At 63.3% G+C, this 20,915-nt stretch carries 15 protein-coding genes and 3 tRNA genes; 3 read left to right on the top strand and 15 right to left on the bottom strand.

The window, feature by feature from the left end; translation table 11 throughout:
* Positions 1–26 precede the first annotated feature (26 nt).
* Positions 27–1,781 (bottom strand): YbaL family putative K(+) efflux transporter, encoded by a 1,755-nt coding sequence (gene ybaL / locus ACSQ22_RS07945; protein WP_436129971.1) that lies wholly within the window; start codon positions 1,779–1,781, stop codon positions 27–29.
* A gap of 211 nt (positions 1,782–1,992) precedes the next feature.
* On the opposite strand from ybaL, the gene ACSQ22_RS07940 reads away from it, so the two are divergent.
* Positions 1,993–2,069, top strand: a tRNA-Arg gene (locus ACSQ22_RS07940).
* Positions 2,070–2,523: 454 nt separating this feature from the next.
* On the opposite strand, the gene ACSQ22_RS07935 is transcribed toward ACSQ22_RS07940, so the two are convergent.
* The 14 genes from ACSQ22_RS07935 to ACSQ22_RS07870 all read right to left on the bottom strand — a co-directional run bounded on the left by ACSQ22_RS07935 (position 2,524) and on the right by ACSQ22_RS07870 (position 18,713).
* Positions 2,524–4,221, bottom strand: coding sequence for a restriction endonuclease subunit S (locus ACSQ22_RS07935; RefSeq protein WP_436129970.1), 1,698 nt, complete (start codon positions 4,219–4,221; stop codon positions 2,524–2,526).
* Between the two features lie 11 nt (positions 4,222–4,232).
* Positions 4,233–5,714, bottom strand: coding sequence for a type I restriction-modification system subunit M (locus ACSQ22_RS07930; protein ID WP_436129969.1), 1,482 nt, complete (start codon positions 5,712–5,714; stop codon positions 4,233–4,235).
* 89 nt (positions 5,715–5,803) lie between these two features.
* Entirely contained in the window at positions 5,804–8,281 is a 2,478-nt protein-coding gene (gene hsdR / locus ACSQ22_RS07925) for an EcoAI/FtnUII family type I restriction enzme subunit R (protein WP_436129968.1), read from the bottom strand.
* A gap of 213 nt (positions 8,282–8,494) precedes the next feature.
* On the bottom strand, positions 8,495–8,698 hold the full coding sequence (locus ACSQ22_RS07920) for a hypothetical protein (protein WP_055400780.1): 204 nt from the start codon (positions 8,696–8,698) through the stop codon (positions 8,495–8,497).
* Positions 8,699–8,890: 192 nt separating this feature from the next.
* A tRNA-His gene (locus ACSQ22_RS07915) sits at positions 8,891–8,966 on the bottom strand.
* Positions 8,967–9,014: 48 nt separating this feature from the next.
* Positions 9,015–10,946, bottom strand: a complete 1,932-nt coding sequence (locus ACSQ22_RS07910; protein ID WP_436129967.1) for a SurA N-terminal domain-containing protein — start codon at positions 10,944–10,946, stop codon at positions 9,015–9,017.
* Positions 10,947–11,006: 60 nt separating this feature from the next.
* Positions 11,007–11,082 (bottom strand) — tRNA-Val (locus ACSQ22_RS07905).
* 15 nt (positions 11,083–11,097) lie between these two features.
* Positions 11,098–11,370, bottom strand: coding sequence for an HU family DNA-binding protein (locus tag ACSQ22_RS07900; protein ID WP_008906675.1), 273 nt, complete (start codon positions 11,368–11,370; stop codon positions 11,098–11,100).
* Positions 11,371–11,738: 368 nt separating this feature from the next.
* Positions 11,739–12,305 carry a CDP-diacylglycerol--glycerol-3-phosphate 3-phosphatidyltransferase gene (pgsA, locus tag ACSQ22_RS07895; RefSeq protein WP_055400785.1) on the bottom strand — a complete coding sequence of 189 codons (567 nt, stop codon included), beginning with the start codon at positions 12,303–12,305 and terminating at the stop codon, positions 11,739–11,741.
* 43 nt (positions 12,306–12,348) lie between these two features.
* Entirely contained in the window at positions 12,349–14,340 is a 1,992-nt protein-coding gene (gene uvrC, locus ACSQ22_RS07890; protein ID WP_436129966.1) for an excinuclease ABC subunit UvrC, read from the bottom strand.
* A gap of 97 nt (positions 14,341–14,437) precedes the next feature.
* The gene (locus tag ACSQ22_RS07885) at positions 14,438–15,418 is read right to left on the bottom strand and encodes a Bug family tripartite tricarboxylate transporter substrate binding protein (RefSeq protein ID WP_436129965.1); all 981 of its coding nucleotides are present in this window, start codon (positions 15,416–15,418) and stop codon (positions 14,438–14,440) included.
* An 85-nt stretch (positions 15,419–15,503) separates the two neighbouring features.
* Positions 15,504–16,484, bottom strand: coding sequence for a Bug family tripartite tricarboxylate transporter substrate binding protein (locus ACSQ22_RS07880; RefSeq protein WP_436129964.1), 981 nt, complete (start codon positions 16,482–16,484; stop codon positions 15,504–15,506).
* 46 nt (positions 16,485–16,530) lie between these two features.
* Complete coding sequence (locus tag ACSQ22_RS07875) at positions 16,531–17,511, bottom strand: hydroxymethylglutaryl-CoA lyase (RefSeq protein WP_436129963.1); 981 nt, start codon at positions 17,509–17,511, stop codon at positions 16,531–16,533.
* Positions 17,508–18,713: a CaiB/BaiF CoA transferase family protein gene (locus ACSQ22_RS07870; RefSeq protein ID WP_436129962.1), complete on the bottom strand. Its 1,206-nt coding sequence runs from the start codon at positions 18,711–18,713 to the stop codon at positions 17,508–17,510. Before ACSQ22_RS07870 ends, ACSQ22_RS07875 begins: the two co-directional genes overlap by 4 nt.
* 138 nt (positions 18,714–18,851) lie before the next feature.
* Here ACSQ22_RS07870 and ACSQ22_RS07865 point away from each other — a divergent pair, with 138 nt between their 5' ends.
* Both ACSQ22_RS07865 and earP read left to right on the top strand, forming a co-directional pair.
* Complete coding sequence (locus ACSQ22_RS07865; protein ID WP_121506858.1) at positions 18,852–19,754, top strand: LysR family transcriptional regulator; 903 nt, start codon at positions 18,852–18,854, stop codon at positions 19,752–19,754.
* Positions 19,751–20,905, top strand: a complete 1,155-nt coding sequence (earP, locus tag ACSQ22_RS07860) for an elongation factor P maturation arginine rhamnosyltransferase EarP (RefSeq protein ID WP_436129961.1) — start codon at positions 19,751–19,753, stop codon at positions 20,903–20,905. The genes ACSQ22_RS07865 and earP overlap by 4 nt, the downstream gene beginning before the upstream one ends.
* Positions 20,906–20,915 lie beyond the last annotated feature (10 nt).

Genomic DNA, 20,915 nt, shown 5'->3' with positions numbered 1-20,915 from the left:
GCGCTAGCAGCCAAAAACACTGGTATTCAGACCCCACCGTGCAGCGATGCAGGGCGGGTATGCCGCGCAAGGCGTGCTTCGGTACGCTCCAGCACATGGCGGGCCATAGCCTGGGCCAACGCCTCGTCGGCCAGAAACACCGTGCTGTCGCACTCCTGCGCAAGCCGCCGCGCCTCATCGCCACTGTGGCTGCGCACCACGGTTTCGATGTGGGGGTTCAGTGTGCGCGCGGTGGTGATGATCTGCCGCACATTCAGGGTGTCCGGCGTAGCAATGACCAGCATGGCGGCGCGGGCGATGTGCGCCTGTATGAGCACGGCAGGGTCCACCGCATCACCAAACACTGCTGCAATGCCAGACTCCCGCAATGACTCCACCAGTTCGCGGTTCTGCTCGGCAACCACGAACGGGATGTCGTTGGCCACCAGCACATTGGCAACGCGGCGCCCCACCCTGCCGTATCCCACCAGCACCACTTGCCGCGCGAGATAGCGGGCGTCGGTGCTCGTGGGCAGTTCGGCCAGAGGGTCGTCGCGCTGCTCCAGCCGCCGTGCCAATGCCGACCGGGCGCGCAACCAGGCCTGCAGCGGGGCAATGGCATGAAAAAGCATCGGATTGAGCGCCATCGAAATCAGCGCCCCCGCCAGCACCAGGCTGGCCCCTTCGGGCGGCAGCAGCCCCAGCGATGCGCCCAGCGCCACCAGGATGAAAGAGAACTCCCCGATCTGCGCCAGGCTCGCCGAGACCGTGAGCGCCGTATTGAGCGGGTAGCGAAATGCCAGCACCAGGGCCGCCGCAGCCAGCGTCTTGCCCAGCATGATGATTGCCACCACCGCCAGCACCTGCAATGGCCGACTCCACAGCACGGAGGGGTCGAACAACATGCCCACCGAGACAAAAAACAGCACGGCAAAAGCGTCGCGCAGCGGCAAGGACTCTTGCGCAGCCCGGTGGCTGAATTCCGACTCGCGCATCACCATGCCCGCAAAAAACGCACCCAGCGCAAACGACACCCCAAACAGCGCGGCAGACCCAAACGCAATGCCCACCGCTGCAGCTACCACACACAGCGTGAACAGCTCCCGCGAACCCGTGCGCGCCACCTGCCAGAGCACCCAAGGGAACAGACGGCGCCCCACCAGCAACATCAGCGCCACAAAACCTCCAACCTGCAACAACGTCCATCCCAAGGCCTGCCACAGCGCCGCGCCATCCACGCCCTGGGCAGCTGCACCTTCGCCCCCTGTGCTGCCACCCAGCCAGCCTGCAAGCGGCGGCAGCAACACCAGCACCAGCACCATGGCCAGGTCTTCCACCACCAGCCAGCCCACGGCAATCCGCCCGGTGTGACTGTCCAGAATGCCCAGGGTCTCCAGCGCACGCAACAGCACCACCGTGCTGGCCACCGAGAGCGCCAGGCCAAACACCAAAGCCCCGCCCAAGCCCCAGCCCCACCAGGTGGCCAAAGCCATGCCCAGCCCCGTGGCCACCATCATCTGCACCACCGCCCCGGGCACCGCAATCTTGCGCACGGCCAGCAGGTCACCCCACGAGAAATGCAGGCCAACGCCAAACATCAGCAACATCACGCCGATTTCAGCCAACTGGCTGGCCATCGCCGCGTCTGCCACAAAGCCCGGTGTGTATGGCCCGATGACCACGCCCGCCAGCAGATACCCGATCAACGCAGGCAACCGCAACCGCGTAGCCACAAAACCCAACGCCAGGGCCAGCCCCAGCGCGGCAGCGATGGTGTGTATGAGCGTGACGCTGTGCGGCATGGTGCGGGCGGGCCGAGGAAATGTGTTGGCGGGTGGGTAGGTAGCCTCGTTATACCCGCATCCACCGGGCTTCTGCTACTGCCAATACCAAGGCCGCCCTCTTCGGGGAGGCTCTGTACGCAGGGTATGATTCGCGGTCTGCGCCACAGCGCAGTTGCGGAATACTCTGCAATACAACCGAGTAAGCACCTCTTTGCCGAAAGCTTGTTCACTGCCCGTAGCTCAACTGGATAGAGCAATAGCCTTCTAAGCTATAGGTCGGGGGTTCGAGTCCCTCCGGGCAGGCCAAAGCAGCCATTCACACAGTCTCACAACCTCTCAGAACCCGCATGTTTCCCGGCATGGCGGGTTTTTTGTGGTCTCAGGCCATTTCACTGCGGACCATGGGATACCCCCAAAAAGTGGGTACTTCTGCTGGTATCTCGACATGCCAACGGTGCAGATACCGTGGGTGCCGGTGCAAAACGTGTCGCCGGGGGCTTGCCATCAGGCCCCGGTCGCCTGCACCTCGTACGCATGCTCTCCCCGATGGTGTCACCGCACCGCCCGCCCCCGCATCAGCACTGCGCCTACGGGGAAGGCTGGGCCACGCCCAACAGCGCAGCAGCGCGCGGATGCGCATGCCTTCCTACACCCACCCACGCTGAAAGTCAGGCCACGGGACCGTGCCTGCCTGCATATCGACCAGCAGGTCGTTCATGTCCTTGGGGTTGGTTTGAACGCTGCCCACAGGCATGCACTTTCACACCGAGGCCGTGGACTCCACCAGCGCCTGGGCTAGGTTGGACTGGGTGGTTTGGGCATCGACCAGGCGCTGGCGCAGGTCGGCGCACAGGCGGCGCAGGGCTGTGACGCGGGTGACGATGCGGGATTGTTCGATAAGGGGAGGAAGAGGGAAAGCCAGCTCAGCGACCTGCTTGGTCGATATATGTGGCACGCCGTTGCTGCGCCCTGGGTCGATAGTGCCCATGAACAAATCAGACTGCAGCCAAAGCACCAGAAACTCAGGCGACACACAGACAAGTGAAGTAAGTCGCGCAACCCGCTGGAGCAACAAGCATGGCAAGTCAGATTCTCGAATTACCGCGTATTTCAGGCCGGTGGAGATGATGGGGCGGTCCAGCGAAAGAACGATATCACCCACACGCAGTGCGAACTGCTCGTAGTCTTTTGCGGTCGCAACATCAAGCATGACTGGTGTCGACCAATCAACGTGACCATGGCTTACGTTCACGTTGCGCAAGAGCCGAACGCCAGCTTGCTTGAACCACTCACTCTTGAACGCGTAGCCGTTGAGCATTTCAACAACGTCAGCGACGCGCGCCCACTCCCACCCCACCGGCAACTCAAACGGCTTTTCCTCGTCGGTGATGGGCGGCAGGGGTTTGTCGCGTTTGATTTGGCCTGTGGCGATGAGGCGGTCTTTTTCGGCGCGGATCTTTTGCAGCAAGGCGCTGGCGGGTTCGTCGGTGGGGTCTTGGGGCACGAGCAGGCCGCGCACGGCCAGTTGCAGCAGGGTTTGCTCCAGGGCGTCGATGGCTTCGGGGCGGTCGAACAGCAGGTCGAAGTGCTGGGCCACACGCTGCCAGTTGTCGGCCAGTTCCTCGGGCGTGGTGCTGGCGGTGAGCGTGCCCAGCAGGGTGCTGACCAGTTGGGCGTGTTGCGCGGCCTCCAGTTGGCCCTTGGCCTGTAGCGCATCGCACAGGCGCATGAGTTCTTCGACGCGGGTTGCGATACGGGATTGTTCGGCGAGGGGCGGTACTGGAATTGGTATCAGTTGCAAACGAGCAGATTTGATTCCTTGGGCTGTTACGCCAGTAGCTTGGTCTGAGAACACACCTTGCATCCAGGGCGACCGCAGAAATGTTGAGAGCGCACCGGACATTTGGGGTTCGTACAGTCCAAAACAGATGACACGCTGGGCGAGTGCAAAGCGTTCTTCAATATCAATTGCAGCGACATTTCCAAGCGGGGCTTCGGTTGTGAACAACAGATCACCGACTTTTGGGAATCCGCGAGTCATCCAGCCAGCGTAAGCCGCTTCAGCAATGAATTCGCGCGGCACACGGTTGATGAACCCTTGCCGAACATTTTTTGCAGTGATCAGTGGAATACCTGACTCGGTCTTCGTCGGCGTTTTGCCGCGATAGTCGATGAAGTTTGCAAGTTGGCCGAGCCTCACCCACGCCCACCCCTCCTGCAACTCAAACGGCTTGTCCTCGTGCGCAATCTCCGCCAACGGCTTGTCCCGCTTGATCTTCCCCTCCGCAATCAGCCGATCCTTCTCCGCCCGAATCTTCTGCAGCAGCACACTCGCCGGTTCATCCGCGGGGTCTTGCGGCACCAGCTTGCCTTGCACGGCCAGGGTAAGAATCAGCTCGCGCAGGCGGGCCACGCCACCGGGGGCGGTGGCCAATACATCCAAATTTGATAGCAGCATGCGCTTATCCATCAAGCGCTAGCGGCCATTTTGACCATTAATGACCGCGCCAGGATGCCCTTGAGCTCGTCGCGCAGGGCCTGGGCCTCGGCTTGCAGGCGGGCGTGCTGGGCCAGCAGTTCGTCGGGGTCGTGGCTGGTTTGTTCGCCGACGTGGGGGTTCTTCTGGTCGAGGTTCCAGTTGGCCGCGCGGAGGGTGTCGATGCTGACCTTCCAGGCGCGTTCGTTTTCCACGCGGGCGGCAAAGCCGTCGGCCTCGGTGCCCCACCAGGCCTTTTCGGCGTCGAACTCTTCGACGCGGATGGGCTTGGTCTTGTTGTAGTTCTTCACGCCCGGTGGGTACGGGTGTTCGTAGTACCAGACATGCGGGGTGGGCTGGCCCTTGGTGAAGAACAGCAGGTTGGTCTTGATGCCGGTGTAGGGGGCGAACACGCCGTTGGGCAGGCGCACGATGGTGTGCAGGTTGCACTCAGCCAGCAGTTGCTCTTTGATGCGGCTTTTGACGCCTTCGCCAAACAGGGTGCCGTCGGGCAGCACCAGGGCGGCGCGGCCGTTGACTTTGAGGATGTGCTTGATGAGCACCAAAAACAGGTCGGCAGTCTCTTTGGTGCGCACGTCGGCGGGGTAGCCTTGTTCGATGCCGGGCTCTTCCACGCCGCCAAAGGGCGGGTTGGTGAGCACCACGTCCACGCGGTCTGCCTGGGTGTAGTCGCGCAGGGGGCGCACCAGGGTGTTGTCGTGGCGGATGTTGCTGGGCACCTCGATGCCGTGCAGCAGCAGGTTGGTGACGCACAGCATGTGCGGCATCTGCTTTTTCTCGACGCCGCGAATGCTGTTTTGCAGCACGGCTTCTTGGTCCGCATTTTTGACTTGCTTGCGCAGGTGCTCGATGGCGCACACCAGAAAGCCGCCGGTGCCGGTGGCGGGGTCGAGCACCACCTCGCCCAGTTGGGGGTTGACCATGTCCACCATGAACTGGGTGACGGCGCGGGGGGTGTAGAACTCGCCCGCGTTGCCTGCGCTTTGCAGGTCTTTGAGGATTTTTTCGTAGAGGTCGTTGAACTGGTGGCGCTCGGCCTGGCGGTTGAAGTCGATGCCGCCCAGCTTGTTGACCACCTGGCGCAGCAGGTGGCCGCTTTTCATGTAGTTGTAGGCGTCTTCAAACACGCCGCGCACCACGTAGCCGCGCGGGTTGCGGGCGGGGTCGGCGCTGAGGCTCTTGAGCGTGGCAAAGAGCTGGTTGTCCACAAAATCGAGCAGCGCCTCGCCGGTCATGCCCTCGGGGTCGGCCGCCCAGTTGCGCCAGCGCATGGCCTCGGGGATGGGGCTTTGGTAGTGGTCCCGCGTGAGTTCCAGTTCTTCTTCGAGCGCATCAAACACCTTGAGGAACAGCAGCCAGGTGAGCTGGCTGATGCGCTGGGCGTCGCCATCGACGCCGCTGTCCTGGCGCATGATGTCCTGGATGGATTTGATGACGAGGGTGAGGTTGGACATGGGGTGCAGAATTTGAGTCAAAACAGGCTCTATCGCTTATTGGATAAGCGCTAGCAGCTATCAAAAACAGAGTGATTAGGCTGCCACGGTCAGGCGGCCGGTGGCGTAGCGTACAGCTCGCGCTCCAGGGTTTGCAGCGCGTGCAGGTACTGCGGGCGGCCGCCAAAGCTGCGCACCAGTTCCACCGGGCTGCCCAGGTCGGTGAAGGGCTGGAGCTTGAAGACTTCGTTGCTCTCGATGGTGGCGATGCCTTCGTCGGCGTATTTGTCGAGCAGGGCCTCCAGCACCTTGCGCGCTACGGGGCCGTATTGGGTGAAGACGTTGCGCTTTTGCACGCGGCGGGCGCGCTCGCTGCGGGTGAGCGGGGGCTGGTCGTAGGCCACATGGAGCAGCAGGTCGAACGGGTCGAGGTCCACCATGCCCATGTGTGCTACCTCGTCGGCCAGGGCTTCGAGCAGCACGCCCTGCCCTTCCAGTTCTTGCAGCAGCGCGGCCTTGCGGTCGGCCTGCTGCCAGGCCTGCAGAAACTGGTCGAGCGATTCGTATTGCTTGCGCAGGTTGATGCGGGTGTAGTCGCGCAGGCTCTCGGTGATGAGCTGGCCCTGGGCGTTGAGGTACTGCACGCGCTCGCGGGCCACGGCCACGGTGACGTTGTTGCCGAGGACGTATTTCTTGGGGCCGTCCCCCGCGCCGCTGCCGCCCGCGAAGGGGCCTAACGGGTCCAGGAGGTGGCCTTCGACAGGCTCAGGCTGAACGGGCTGGGATGGATCTGAGATCGCGGGCGCATCGGGCGGGGCCACGGGCTCGCCGCTGCCGGGCTCGTAGATTTGCACGGGCTCGCCATCAAAGTCTTTGTCGGCAAAGAGTTCGGTGGCGCGCTTGAAGTCGAGGATGGTGAACCAGGTTTTGCCCAGGTCCTCGCGCAGGCGGGTGCCCCGGCCAATGATCTGCTTGAACAGCGTCATGGACTTGATGCCCTGGTCCAGCACGATGAGCTTGCAGGTTTGCGCATCGACCCCGGTGCTCATGAGCTTGGAGGTGGTGGCGATCACCGGATAGGGCTTCTCGGGGTCGATGAAGTTGTCCAGCTCGAGCTTGCCTTCGGTGTTGTCGCCCGTGATCTGCACCACGTATTTGGGCTGGGTGGCGCACAGGTCGGCATTGGCGTTGCTCAGCGCCTGGCGCATGCGCGCGGCGTGGTCGATGTCTTCGCAAAAGACGATGGTCTTGGCGTAGCGGTCGGTGGCCTTCAAATATTCGGTGATCTTGACGGCCACGGCTACGTCGCGCTGCTCCAGCACGAGCTTGCGGTTCATGTCGGTGCCGGTGTAGATGCGGTCTTCAATGGCGTGGCCGTGCTTGTCGGTCATGCCCGCCGTAGGGCGCCAGCCGAAGGTGTCTTTATCCAGATCGACGCGGATGACCTTGTACGGGGCCAGGTAGCCGTCTTCGATGCCTTGCTTCAAGCTGTAGGTGTAGACGGGCTCGCCGAAGTAGTCGCTGTTGGAAACGTCCTTGGTCTCTTTGGGGGTGGCCGTGAGGCCGATCTGCGTGGCGCTGCCAAAGTAGGTGAGGATGTCGCGCCAGGCCGAGTCTTCGGCCGCACTGCCCCGGTGGCATTCGTCCACCACGATGAGGTCGAAGAAGTCGGGGCTGAACTGCTTGTAGATGTTGCGCTCTTCGTCGGTGCCGGTGACGGCCTGGTAGAGCGAGAGGTAAATCTCGTAGCTTTTGTCCACCAGCTTCGTGGTTTTGTTGACAGCCAGTTCCACGTCTTCGACCGACACGGTGCCCTGCGCGTCGACGCGCTCCACACCTTTGGCGTTGGGGCTGAGCTTGGCCATGGCACCCTTGAAGGGGCGAAAGTCGTTGACCATGGTCTGGTCGATAAGGATGTTGCGGTCGGCCAGGAACAGGATGCGCTTTTTGGCGCCACTCTTCCACAAGCGCCAGATGATCTGGAAGGCGGTGTAGGTCTTGCCGGTGCCGGTGGCCATGACCAGCAGCACGCGGTCTTGCCCGGCGGCAATGGCCTCGACCGCGCGGTTGACGGCGCCCAGCTGGTAGTAGCGCGGGGTTTTGTTGGGGGCGTAGTCGAACCCTGCGATGCGGCTTTCTTCGGCGGACCAGCCCTTCCAGGCGCAGTAGCGTCGCCACAGCTCTTGCGGCGAGGGGAATTCTTCGAGCGTGAGGTTCTGCTCCAGCACGCCGGTGGCCATGGTGGCGTCGCGGAACACAAAGCCGTCGCCGTTGCTGGAGAAGCTGAACGGTACATCGAGCAACTGGGCGTAGTTGAGCGCCTGGCCCATGCCTGCACCGACGGCGTGCTGGTTGTCTTTGGCCTCAACCACCGCCAGGGGAATGTTGGCTTTGTAGAACAGGGCGTAGTCGGCCCGCAGCACCGTGCTCTTGTCGCGGTAGGCCTTGCTGCCACGCACCACCACGCGCCCGGCGCGCAATGGGTACTCCCGAAAAATCTGGTCCAGACCGTTCCACCCGGCTTGCTCCATGGCTGGGCGGATGAACTTGTCGCAAATGTCGCTTTCGGAGAGTTTTGTTTTGTCCATTCGGCAGTTCGCACCATCCCTGTGGATGCAACGGTGGTGTGTAGTTGTTACCGGATACTACAGCCCCTCTCCGTCATCACCGAAAGAATCATTGCCAGCGAGGAGGGGCGTCGAAAAAAGATGGAGCTTTCTCCAAGCGAAAGCGTGGAACCCAATGTTCGTGCGGCTTGCAGGGCACCGCATGGGCTCCTCCGGTTCAAAAAGTCCGGAGCATTACCGGTTTGGCTGCGGGACGGCAGCATAGTTCATGGCGATGGCCTGGACCACCGCGCCAATGAGCGCGCCATCGCCCGCACTCTGAGGCAAAACCTCCCGAACGATCTGGACCGCGTACTCCAGCTGCTCCTTGGCAAGGGCTGCTGACATGGCGTTGCCACGTTTTTCGCTGGGCGACGCGTCGCGGATCACAAGGCTCATGGAAGACTCCAGAAAAAGCTAAAGACGCAGTATGCGCTGCATACGACGCGCTCCATCCCAGCACTACCCAAATCCCGCCAAGAAAGACTGTTCGAAGAGTGGGCAGAAGCAATGGCTCCGGACTGCCCCTCACATGCTGGAGGCCCAAAACAAAAAAGCGCCGCAACATTTGTTGCGGCGCTTTTTCTGATTTGGGGTGGCTGATGGGGCTCGAACCCACGACAACAGGAATCACAATCCTGGACTCTACCAACTGAGCTACAGCCACCGTAGCTTTGTATTATAGCCTGGGATTTGAGCCCCAAGACCAATTTGCTTAATTTTCTGCAGCGGCCTGCAAAGTGGCCGAGGGTCGCGGCGCTTTGATCTCTGCCTTGAAACGCTTCTTGAGCATCTCGTAGTACGCTTGGCCTTCCGCCGAAGCCCACCACTGCATATATTGCTGCCGCTCCTGCTGCGCGCGCTGGCCCTCTGGAGCCGGCCGAGGCACCACACGGTTCACCTTGACCACAGCATAACCCTCGCTCCCCAGGTCCACACCAACCCAGGCTGGGAGAGCGTCGGCTGTCGGCGCGTGCAGCGCTGCGTCAATCAGAGGACGGGGCAGGTTCTGGGCCTGCTCACGCGAAATCTGGATGGGAGCCCCCAGGCCGCTGGCGGTGGCCGGGGCGGTTTTCCACGCAGCGAGCTTGGCTTCGCCTTCCTTGCGCGCCAACTCAGAGGCTTTCTGCCCCACATACAGTTCGCGCACGCGGGCTCGCACTTCTTCCAGCGGCAGGGTTTTGGCGGGGGTGTACTGCACCACACGGCCAGCAGCCAGTTGGCTGGGGCCTATTTCCACGGCCTCGGTATTGCGTTTGTTCTGCACCGAATCCGAAGAGAAAAGTGCTTCCAGGAACTTGGGGTTGGCCAGTGGCCCCATCGCGCCAGGAGCTGGCGTGCGGGTGAGGCCGGACGCGGTCTGCACCTTGAGCTTGAGCTTGTCTGCCACCGGCTTGAGGCTGTCTGCCTGTTCATACACGCTGTTCGTGAATGACTCCGCCACCTCGGCAAACTTGCGCTGCGCCTGCTGCTGCTTGAGTTCGGCTTCCATGGTGGGGCGCAGTTCTTCAAAGGAAGGCTGGCGGGGTGCCTTGATGTCGGTCAGCTGGATGATGTGGTAACCGAAGTCGGTTTCCACCAAATCGCTGATTTCACCCTTCTTGAGGGCAAAGGCCGCGTCTTCAAACGGCTTGACCATGGCGCCCCGTCCGAAGAAATTCAGATCGCCACCTGCGGTGGCCGATCCTTTGTCGTCCGAGGCCTTCTTGGCCACATCCGCAAACGTGGCTGGCGCCTTGCGCACCTGGGCCAGCAGTTCCGTCGCACGTGCCTTGGCCTTCTCACGGTCGGCAGACGATGCGTCCTTGGAGGCATTGATCAGGATGTGGCTGGCGCGACGCTCTTCCTTGCCAGCCATGCGCGCAACGTTTTCCTTGTAGTAGGTGCGCAAGTCGTCCTCATTGAGGGTGATACCGGAACGCACGCTGTCGAGGTCCAGAACCACATACTCCACCGAAGCCTGCTCCATCTGAAGGAACTTTGCAGGATTTGCCTTGTAGTAGGACTCCAGATCTGCATCCGTGGGCGCAACCTTGGCAGAGAAATCTGCAGACTTGAAGCGCACCACCTGGATTTCTCGCTGCTCATAGAGCGGGTCCAGCGCGAGCTTGACCTGGGCATTGGTACTGAAGGCGGTACCCATCACACCACCAATGACCTGGTTGATCGACAGATCGCGGCGGACATTGGCCTCGAAGCCTTCCGGCGTCAAACCTTGCGTACCCACCAGGGCCCGATAGGCTTCTGCGTCCAGCGTACCGTCAGCGCGCTTGAGCCCTGCAATGGCGGGAATCTCCTGCAGGCTGCGTGCCAGCCGCGAATCACTCGTCACCAGATGCATTTCCTTGGCGGCAGCTGCCAGCACGCGGTCGCGCACCAGGCGCTCGAGCGTGGCGTAGCGGGCCTGGGGAGAGTCAAGAAGCTTGGGATCGACCGAGGGAGACTGCGCACGCATGCGGTCGGTCTCCATGCGATGGGCATTGTCCCAGTCAGTCTGGTTGATCTTGTCGCCATCGACGCGCGCCACCACTGGGCTCTTTTCAGAGAAGTAGTTGCTGTCAATGCCTACCAGCACAAACGATGGAATGATCAGCAAGAACAATAAGATCATCACGATCTTGGAGTGCTTGCGGATGGATTCAAACATGGTCGATCTTTCAGAAGGCAAAAAACAAAAGGCGAACTTGCGTTCGCCTTTGTTCGGTGGTGGTGGGTCCTGACGGTCTCGAACCGCCGACCTACTCCGTGTAAAGGAGCCGCTCTACCAACTGAGCTAAGGACCCCACCTAAACTGATCCTCAGTTCAAGGCATCTTTCAATGCCTTGCCAGGACGGAACTTTGGAACTTTAGCAGCTTTGATTTTAATCGTAGCGCCGGTACGGGGATTGCGGCCCGTGCGAGCAGCGCGTTTGCCGACCGCAAAGGTACCGAAACCGACGAGCGAAACGGTGCCGCCCTTCTTCAGGGTCTTCTTGACGGCCTCGATCGTGGATTCCAGGGCACGAGCAGCGGCGGCCTTGGAGATGTCGGCGTTGGTAGCGATGTGCTCAATCAGTTCGGTTTTGTTCACAAGAAGCCTCTCGGAAAAGAGTTGATGGAATGTCTCGCGGATATCTGGTCTTCACACGTCCGAAAGCGCAGCCGGAGGCTGGTTGAAAACAGACGGGGGAATGACTGGCATACACAGCAGTGGCTGCTGCATCAGATTAAAGCCATCGAGTTTCCGGGTGTCAATACAACACGCTGGTTTGGCGCAGCGTTGGGATGAATTCTAGTCGTATTTCACGCTGCGACAGGGCTTGTGGGGCGTTTTTGTCTCAAACACGCCGTATGGGCAGCACTCCGTATTGACACCCCAGTTCCGACAATGCAGCGCAGGCCACAGTCCCCCGCATTCATCCGCAAAACCACCGACGGGATGCGCGCGCCCCACTCCTGCTACTTCACACGCGCCCGGATTTCTGGCAATGCCTTTTGCAGGTAGTACACCATCGACCAGACCGTGAGCACAGCCGAGGCCCAGATGAGCCAGGTGCCCCACACGCCGGTATCGATGACGCCGAACAGGCGCCCGTCATAAAGAAGGAAGGGGATGGCCACCATCTGCACCGTAGTCTTGACCTTGCCGATCATGTGCACAGCAACGCTCTTGCTCGCGCCGATCTGCGCCATCCACTCGCGCAGGGCTGATATGGCGATCTCGCGGCCGATGATAATGAGCGCAACGAACACATCGGCGCGCTGCAGATGCACCAGCACCAGCAGCGATGCACACACCAGAAACTTGTCGGCCACCGGGTCCAGAAAGGCGCCAAACGACGAGGTCTGGTTCAGTTTGCGGGCCAGGTAGCCGTCCAGCCAGTCGGTGGCTGCGAACACCACAAACATCACGGTGGCAATGAGGTTGCGCGTGGCCGGGTCCAGCGGCGCGTAGAACACCCCCACGATCAAAGGTATCGCGACGATGCGCGTCCAGGTCATCAAGGTGGGGATAGTCCAGAACATGGGTCGATTGTGTCACGGCAGGGCGCGCAGTCCGGCCGGGGACTCAACGCAAGGCGCGATAGATCTCTTCGGCCAGCTCACGCGAGATGCCGTCCACGGTGACCAGGTCCTCCACACTGGCCGCAGCCACACCGCGCACCCCGCCAAAACGCTGCAGCAGCCGTGCACGCTTCTTGGGGCCCACCCCCGCAATTTCTTCGAGCTGACCACCACCCACCCGCACCTTGGCCCGCGCAGCACGCATGCCGGTGATGGCAAACCTGTGGGCCTCGTCGCGGATCTGCGCCACCAGCATCAGCGCCGCCGAGTCCTTGCCCAGGTAGACCTTCTCGCGGCCATCTGCAAACACCAGCTCTTCCAGACCCACCTTGCGGCCCTCGCCCTTTTCCACGCCCACGATGCGGGTCAGATCGAGCCCCAACGCGGTGAACACCTCGCGCGCCACGCCCACCTGGCCCTTGCCACCGTCGATGAGCACCAGATCGGGCAGACGTGCCACACCTTTGGGCTTGGTGGGCTCTTCACCCCCGGGCGCGGGGTTGGCCGCAAAGTCGATGCCCCCAGCTTCGCGCGCGGCCTCGGCCACCTTGCTGTAGCGGCGCGTCAGTACCTGGCGCATGGCGGCATAGTCGTCGCCGCCCGTAATGCCTTCGATCTTGTAGCGGCGGTATTCGCTGCTCTGCATCTTGTGGTGATGGAACACCACGCACGATGCCTGGGTGGATTCACCCGCCGTGTGCGAGATGTCAAAACACTCGATGGTGAGCTGGTCCAGATCTTCGGGCGGCAGATCCAGCGCCTCGGCCAGGGCACGTGTGCGCGCCTGTTGCGAGCCCTCTTCGGCCAGCAGGCGGGCCAGTTGCAGATCGGCGTTCTTTTGCGCCATGTCCAGCCAGGCGCGGCGCTGTTCGCGCGGCTGGTGGATGGCGGTCACGCGCACACCACTTTGGTCGCCCAGTGCCTCCAGCAACGCCTTGTCCACTGGTTCGCTGGTGACCAGCACCGGCGGCACCGGCACGCCGATGTAATGCTGGGCGATGAACGCTTCCAGCACGAGCACCTCGACACGGCGAAAGGGCGCGGCCGGAGTATTCTCATCGGTGCCGTCACCGCCCTCTTCCTCGAACACGGCGGCAGCGTCTTCCACATGCACCGGGAAATACGGCCGGTCTCCCAGATGCCGCCCGCCGCGCACCATGGCCAGGTTCACACAGGCGCGGCCGCCTTGCACGCGTACGGCCAAGATGTCCACATCCTTGTCGTCCGCAATCTCGATGGACTGCTGGTGCAGCACCCGCGACAGCGCCTGGATCTGGTTGCGCACATCGGCGGCCTGCTCAAATTCAAGCCTGTCGGAATGCGCCATCATCCGCACCTCCATGGCCTTAATCACCTCCTGCGTTTCGCCGCGCAGCAGTGCCTCGGCATGCTGCACGTCGGCGGCATAGGCCTCAGGCGAGATCAAGTCCACACAAGGCCCGGTGCAGCGCTTGATCTGGAATAGCAGGCAGGGCCGCGTGCGGTTGGCAAACACCGTGTCTTCGCAGGTACGCAGGCGAAACACCTTTTGCAGCAGTTGGATGGTTTCCTTGACCGCCCAGGCGCTGGGGTACGGACCGAAATAGCGGTGCTTCTTATCGACCGCACCCCGGTAATAAGCCATGCGCGGAAACACTTGGGCGGGCGCATTGCCGCTGGCCGTGGGCGTGCCTGTGATCTTGAGATAGGGATAGCTCTTGTCGTCCCTGAACAGGATGTTGAACTTGGGGTTCAGCGTCTTGATGAGGTTGTTTTCCAGCAGCAGCGCCTCGGCCTCGGAGCGCACCACCGTGGTCTCCATGCGCACGATCTTGCTGACCATGTGGCCGATGCGCGTGCCGCCATGGTTTTTGGTGAAGTAGCTCGACACGCGCCGCTTGAGGTGGCGCGCCTTGCCTACATACAGCAGCGCGCCCTGGGCGTCGAAATAGCGGTACACGCCCGGCAGCGCGGGCAGCGCAGCCACCTGCGCCAGCAGTTCTTCGGAATGGGACATGGCGCGTATTGTGGCCCCGCGCGCAGCCTGGCCTGTGTACTATGAAAAAAATAGCTACTAGCGCTTACGCATCAAGCGCTAGCAGCCAATCTGACCACTATTCTGCTTCGATCTTCGAGCTTTTCACCACCTGCGCCCAGTTGGCAAGGTCCGCCTTGACCTTGTCACCCAGCTGCGCCGGGGTCTGGTAGTCGGCCGTGGCGCCTTGCTCTTGCGCCTTTTGCTGGAAGGCCGCGCTTTGCACCACGGTGCGGATGTCGGCAGTGAGCTTGTCCACCACCGGCTTGGGCACTGCAGCGGGTACAAACAACGCGAACCACGACGTGGCATCGACCTTGGGGTAACCCGCCTCGGCCGTGGTGGGCACATCGGGCAGGCTGGGCAGCCGCTGCTTGCCCGTCACGGCCAGCACGCGCAGCTTGCCGCTGGCGATGTGGGGCATGAACGGAGGCGCGGTGCCAAAAGTCAGGTCCACCTGCCCACCCAGCAGGTCCTGCAGCGCGGGGCCCGTGCCTTTGTAGGGCACGTGGACCATCTTGATGCCGCCCTGCTGCTCCAGCATGGCGCCCGTGACATGCTGCAGCGAGCCATTGCCCGATGAGGCGTAGTTAAGCTTGCCGGGGTTGGCCTTGGCATAGGCCATCAGCTCAGGCAGCGTCTTCACGGGCAGGTCGTTGCGCACCACGATGATCTGCGGGGCCGAGATCACGTTGGCCACGGGCTGAAAGTCGGCCTGGTCCCACTGCTTTTGTTTGGTGATGTGGGGAGAGATGACGTGGTAGCCCGAGTACTGCATGAACACGGTGTAGCCATCGGGCTCGGCGCGTTTGACGATGCTGGCGGCAATATTGCCGTTGCCACCGCCCTTGTTGTCCACGATGACCGACTGGCCCAGCACCGGCGCCAGGGCCTGGGCCAGCATCCGGGCCGACAGGTCGGTGGTGCCACCTGCGGCGGTGGGCACCACCATGGTCACGGTCTTGGTAGGGTAGGCGCCTTGCGCCAGGGCAGAACCCCAAAAGCCGGTGGCGACGGCCGCCAGGGCCAGGGACGTGAATTGCTTGCGATGCAGGTTCATGCGATGTCTCCGCTTTCTCTGTTGTTGAATGTCGTTCCGGGGCGGCGGCTGGGCAGCCAGCACCCGCCATAGCCATCTCAGGCGCTCAATCCACGGTGGCGCCGGTGTCCTTCACCACGCGGCTCCACTTGGGCAGGTCGGACTGAACCAGCGCCGCCAGTTGGGCTGCCGTGCCCTTGAAGGGTTCACAGCCCACGGTAGCCAGCTTGTCCACCACGTCCTTGTGCTCCAGCGCCCGGGCCACCTCGGCCTGCAGTTGCGCCACGATGGGCGCGGGCGTGCCGGCCGGGGCAAACAGCGCGTACCAGGGCGCCTGGTCAAAGCCCTTGATCGTCTCGCCAATGGTGGGCGCACCGGGCAGCGCAGCCACACGCTTTTCATTGACCACGCCCAGCACCTTGAGCTTGCCCGCCTTGATGAACGCAATGGCCGACGGCAGGCTTTGCACCGACAGCGGCACCTGCCCACCCACCACGTCGGTGGCGGCTGCGGCGGACCCCTTGTACGGAATGTGCTGCAGCTGAATGCCAGCGGCCTTTTGCAGCATCTCGCCGATCAGGTGGTTCAGCGTGCCGTTGCCCGCCGAGGCAATCGAATACTTGCCAGGGCTGGCCTTGGCCAAGTTCACCAGCTCGGCCACGTTGTTGGCGGGAAACGACGGGTGCGCCACCAGCACATAACCGGCCGTGGCGACAGGGGCCACGGGGGCAAAATCTTTCACCGGGTCAAAGCCGGGGTTCTTGTACAGCGCGGGGCCAATCACATGGGCGCTGTCGGCCGTCAGCAGCAGGGTGTAGCCATCGTTGCGCGCGCGGGCCGTGGTGCCCGTGGCCAGCGTGCCGCCGGCACCAGGGCGGTTCTCCACGATCACGCTCTGGCCCAGTTGCTCGCCGAGCTTTTGCGCCACCACGCGCGCAATGGCGTCATTGGCGCCTCCCGCAGCCTGGGGCACGACCACGGTGATGGGCTTGGACGGGTACTTGTCCTGCGCGCCTGCGGCCAAGGCAGCAGAGCACAACATAGCAGCCGTGAAGAGTCGGCGGGACAGCATCGTTTGAAATGTCATGGCTTTTGTCTCCTGTTGTTGTGAATGAATGCAGGCTCGCCCGCATTCAACGCGAAAGCGCTCTTTCGCGGATGGCGTCGAAATCCGTCGGCACCGGGTGCAGCGCCAAGCGCGGGCCTGCCTTGGCGATCTGACTCGGAATGTCGTGGCCGAAGAGCACAGGCAACTGCTGCGCAGCTGCCACCAGCCGGGCCAGGTCAACGCCCGTGTCGTAGCCCATCAGCGCCAGCGCATGCACGATCTCTTCACTGCACACATTGCCGCTGGCGCCGGGCGCATACGGGCAGCCGCCCAGGCCGCCCAGCGAGGCATCAAAACGGTCCGCACCCGCGTCGATGGCCGCCAGCACGTTGGCAAGGCCCATGCCGCGCGTGTTGTGAAAGTGCAGCGTGAACTCCACACCCGGCCAGCGCGCGCGGGCCGCCACCGTGATCTGGTGCACCTGCGTGGGGTAGGCCATGCCCGTGGTGTCGCACAGCGTGATGCCACGCACACCCAAGTCTACAAAGCGCTGCACCCAGCCGAACACGTCGGCTTCGGGCACATCGCCTTCCATGGGGCAGCCGAACACGCAGGACAGCGACACATTCACCGCCACGTTGGCGCCCTGCGCCAGCGCGACCACCTGCGCCAGCGCTGCGAACGACTGTTCCGGCGTCATGCGCAGGTTGGCCAGGTTGTGCGTGGCACTCACCGACATGACCAGGTTCAACTCGTCCGTGCGCGACTCGATGGCACGCTCTGCCCCTCGAAGGTTGGGCACCAACGCGGTGTAGACCGTGCCAGGGCGGCGCGTAATCTCGCGCATGACGACCTCGGCGTCTTTCAGCGCGGGAATGGCGGTGGGCGATGTGAACGAAGTCACCTCGATCTTGGACAGGCCCGCTGCCGACAGCGCATTGCACAGCGTGATCTTGTCGGCCGTGGGCACAAAGGCCTTCTCCATCTGCAGGCCGTCGCGCAGGCCGACCTCCTGCATGTGGATGCGGCGGTTCGCGCCTTGCCACACGGTGTTGGATGAACTCATTGAATGACCCCCTTGCTGCGCAGCAGGGCGATCTGTTCGGCCGTCAAACCCGCGTCGGCAAGCACCGCATCGGTGTCATCGCCCAGGTGCGGAGCACTGCTGCGGATGGTTCCGGGCGTGCCCGAGAGCTTGGGCACGATGCCCGGCACTTCCACGCTGTAGCCGTCGCGTGTCTGCTGCGTCAACAGCATGTCGCGGGCGCGGTAGTGCGGGTCTTCGGCAATGTCTTTGGCGGTGTAGACCTTGCCCGCCGGCACGCGGGCGGCGCCCAATGCATCCAGCACCTGCGGCACGGTGCGCTGCGCGCTCCAGGCGCCAATCGCAGCGTCGATCTCCTCCACGCGGGCCACGCGGCCGGTGTTGTTGGACAGGTCCGGCGCGGCGCCCAGATCGGGCCGGCCGATGGCATCCATCAACCGCTTGAAAATGCTGTCGCCATTGCCCGCCACCAGCACCCAGCCGTCGGTGCACGGGTAGGCGTTGCTGGGCGCAATGCCCGGCAGGGCGCTGCCTGCGGCCTCGCGCACCGCGCCGAAAGCACTGTATTCGGGGATCAGGCTTTCCATCACGTTGAACACCGCCTCGTGCAGCGCAACGTCGATCACCTGGCCTTTGCCGCCGTTGACCTTGCGGTGGTACAGCGCCGTGAGCACGCCGATGGTGCCGTGCAGCGCGGCGAGCGTGTCGCCAATCGACACCCCGACGCGCACCGGCACGCGACCGGGCTCGCCCGTCAGGTGGCGCAGGCCGCCCATGGCCTCGCCAATGGCACCAAAGCCCGGCAGGTCGCGGTACGGCCCGGTCTGGCCGTAGCCCGAGATGCGCAGCATGACCAGGCCGGGGTTGAGCGCGTGCAGTTCCTCGGGCGACATGCCCCAGCCTTCGAGCGTGCCGGGGCGGAAGTTTTCGACCAGCACATCGGCCTCGGCGATCAGCTGGCGAGCGATGTCCTGCCCCTCCTTTTGCCGCAGGTCCAGCGCCACCGAGCGCTTGTTGCGCGACTGCACCTGCCACCAGACGGAGGTGCCTTCCTTGATCAGGCGCCAGTTGCGCAGCGGGTCGCCGGTCTCGGGCGCTTCGATCTTGATCACGTCGGCGCCAAACTCGCCCAGCGTCTTGCCGCAGAACGGCCCGGCAATCAGCTGGCCCATTTCGATGACGCGCACGCCTTGCAGTGCGGCGGGGGAAGCGATGGAATCCATGGAACTGTGTGTCTCCTGCGGGCGGTGATGCTGGGCCGGAATGATGCGCACCTGCGGCCCTCCTGCAAAACGCTCAAGCAACAAGCCACCATCGCAATCCGGCATGGCAAGCAAGCGGCTTGCTACCATCGGTGCCCCATGAAACTCGACCCCGTCTCCCTGCGCCTGTTCGTTGCCGTGATGGAAGAAAACACCATCGCCGCTGCAGCCGCGCGCGAGCATCTGGCCGCATCGGCCGTGAGCCGCCGCCTGGCCGACTTGGAAGACGCGCTGCAGGTGGCCTTGTTCACCCGCAGCAACAAAGGCACCGAGCCCACCGCCGCCGCGTTTGCGCTGCTGAACCTGGCGCGCGGTGTGCTGAACGATCTGGACGGCATCGCCACGCAGATGCGCGACTACGGCACGGGCGTGCGCGGCCATGTGCGTGTGGTGGCCAATATTTCGGCCATCACGCAGTTTTTACCCGCCGAGTTGCAGAGCTTTTTAGAGCAACACCCTCAGGTGGATGTGCGGCTGCAGGAGCAGATCAGTACCGCGATTGCCCAGTCCGTGGCCGAGAACGCCGCCGACGTGGGCATCCTCAACGAAGGCAGCTACGGCGAACGCGTGACACTGCTGCCCTACCGCACCGACGAACTGGTGCTGGTGGTACCCACCGGCCACGCGCTGGTGCGACGCAAGTCCGTGCGCCTGGCAGACGCCCTGCCTTTTGACTTTGTGGGCGCGCACCCAGGCAGCGCCATCAACAACCAGCTGACCCGCGCGGCCGCCGAGGCGGGCCTGCCACTGCGCCTGCGCATGCAGGTGACGAGCTACGACGCGCTGTGCCTCATGGTCAACGCGGGCCTGGGGGTGGGCGTGATGCCCCGTGGCAGCGCCGCGCTGTACCGGGGCACGCTGGCCATCCGCACCGTCACGCTGAACGAGACCTGGGCGCAGCGGCGGCTGGCGCTGTGTGTGCGGTCTGAAGAATCGCTCTCCAGCGTTGCCCGGTTGCTTGTGGAGCACCTGCGCGCGCAGCCAACGGGGCCATCACCATGAGCCGCCCCCTGCCCCCGCTCCAGTGGGATGTGTTCTGCCGCGTGATCGACAACTTTGGCGACATCGGCGTGTGCTGGCGCCTTGTGGCGCAACTGGCCGCGCTGGGCCACCGCGTGCGCCTGTGGGTGGACGACGCTTCGGCCCTGCAGTGGATGGCGCCCCAGGGCTGCCCCGGCGTGGAGTTGCGCGCCTGGTGTTCGCCACCACCGAGCCCTGATAAACCCGCCCCCGATGTGATGGTGGAGGCCTTCGGCTGCGATATCGCTCCTGAATTCATAGCTTATAGCGCTTATCCATCAAGCGCTAGAGGCCAAAAATCCTCCAAACCAGTCTGGATCAACCTGGAATACCTGTCGGCAGAAGCTTACGTGGAGCGCAACCACAGGCTGCCGTCACCCATCCTGTCCGGCCCCGCCGCAGGGTGGACGCGCTGGTTCTTCTACCCTGGCTTCACGCCCGGCACGGGCGGCTTGCTGCGCGAACCCGACCTGATGGCACGGCGCGAGGCGTTTGACCGCAGCGCCTGGCGTGCAGAACACGCCGCCGCCTTCGGGCTGGGCGATGGTTGCGCCGAGCAGCGCTGGGTTTCGCTGTTCTGCTATGAACCCGCCGCCTTGCCGGAGCTGCTGCGGCACGGCCAGACACGGCCCACGCAGTTGCTGGTGACTCCGGGCCGCCCCACGGCCGCCGTGCGGGCTGCATTGGCTGAGAGCTGTGATCAAAATATCGCTCAAAAGGGTCTCCAGCGCTTATCTGACAAGCGCGAGCAGCTATCAATTTCATATCTACCCCACCGCCCCCAGCCTGCGTTTGACGAGATGCTCTGGGCCTGTGACTTCAACGCCGTACGCGGCGAGGACTCGCTGGTGCGGGCGCTGTGGGCGGGCCAGGCGTTTGTGTGGCAGATCTACCCGCAGCATGACAACGCGCACCACGACAAGCTCTGGGCGTTTCTGGACTGGCTGCAGGCCCCCGCATCGCTGCGGCAGTTCCACGCGACCTGGAACGGACTGGACGCCGAGCCGCTGCAATGGCCCGGCGACGACACCCTGGCCGAGTGGACGGCCTGCACCCAGGCCGCCCGTGCGCGCCTGCTGATGCAGGACAACCTCGTTGCACAACTTTTGGGCTTTGTCGCCGAAAAACGGTAAAATCCGAGGC

This window comes from Acidovorax sp. LjRoot38 (assembly GCF_964252975.1).
Classification (GTDB): Bacteria; Pseudomonadota; Gammaproteobacteria; order Burkholderiales; family Burkholderiaceae_C; genus Acidovorax; species Acidovorax facilis.
The sequence above is the reverse complement of the archived record's forward strand: the minus strand, read 5'-3'. Positions and strand labels throughout refer to the sequence as shown.

Coding starts and splice junctions, on each gene's coding strand:
- ACSQ22_RS07935 (WP_436129970.1), bottom strand. CDS start 4,221: ATGCTGCTATCAAATTTGGATGTATTGGCCACCGCCCCCGGTGGCGTG.
- uvrC (WP_436129966.1), bottom strand. CDS start 14,340: ATGTCCCATTCCGAAGAACTGCTGGCGCAGGTGGCTGCGCTGCCCGCG.
- ACSQ22_RS07880 (WP_436129964.1), bottom strand. CDS start 16,484: ATGACATTTCAAACGATGCTGTCCCGCCGACTCTTCACGGCTGCTATG.
- ACSQ22_RS07910 (WP_436129967.1), bottom strand. CDS start 10,946: ATGTTTGAATCCATCCGCAAGCACTCCAAGATCGTGATGATCTTATTG.
- ybaL (WP_436129971.1), bottom strand. CDS start 1,781: ATGCCGCACAGCGTCACGCTCATACACACCATCGCTGCCGCGCTGGGG.
- ACSQ22_RS07920 (WP_055400780.1), bottom strand. CDS start 8,698: ATGAGCCTTGTGATCCGCGACGCGTCGCCCAGCGAAAAACGTGGCAAC.
- earP (WP_436129961.1), top strand. CDS start 19,751: ATGAGCCGCCCCCTGCCCCCGCTCCAGTGGGATGTGTTCTGCCGCGTG.
- ACSQ22_RS07875 (WP_436129963.1), bottom strand. CDS start 17,511: ATGAGTTCATCCAACACCGTGTGGCAAGGCGCGAACCGCCGCATCCAC.
- pgsA (WP_055400785.1), bottom strand. CDS start 12,305: ATGTTCTGGACTATCCCCACCTTGATGACCTGGACGCGCATCGTCGCG.
- ACSQ22_RS07870 (WP_436129962.1), bottom strand. CDS start 18,713: ATGGATTCCATCGCTTCCCCCGCCGCACTGCAAGGCGTGCGCGTCATC.
- ACSQ22_RS07885 (WP_436129965.1), bottom strand. CDS start 15,418: ATGAACCTGCATCGCAAGCAATTCACGTCCCTGGCCCTGGCGGCCGTC.
- ACSQ22_RS07865 (WP_121506858.1), top strand. CDS start 18,852: ATGAAACTCGACCCCGTCTCCCTGCGCCTGTTCGTTGCCGTGATGGAA.
- hsdR (WP_436129968.1), bottom strand. CDS start 8,281: ATGGACAAAACAAAACTCTCCGAAAGCGACATTTGCGACAAGTTCATC.
- ACSQ22_RS07930 (WP_436129969.1), bottom strand. CDS start 5,714: ATGTCCAACCTCACCCTCGTCATCAAATCCATCCAGGACATCATGCGC.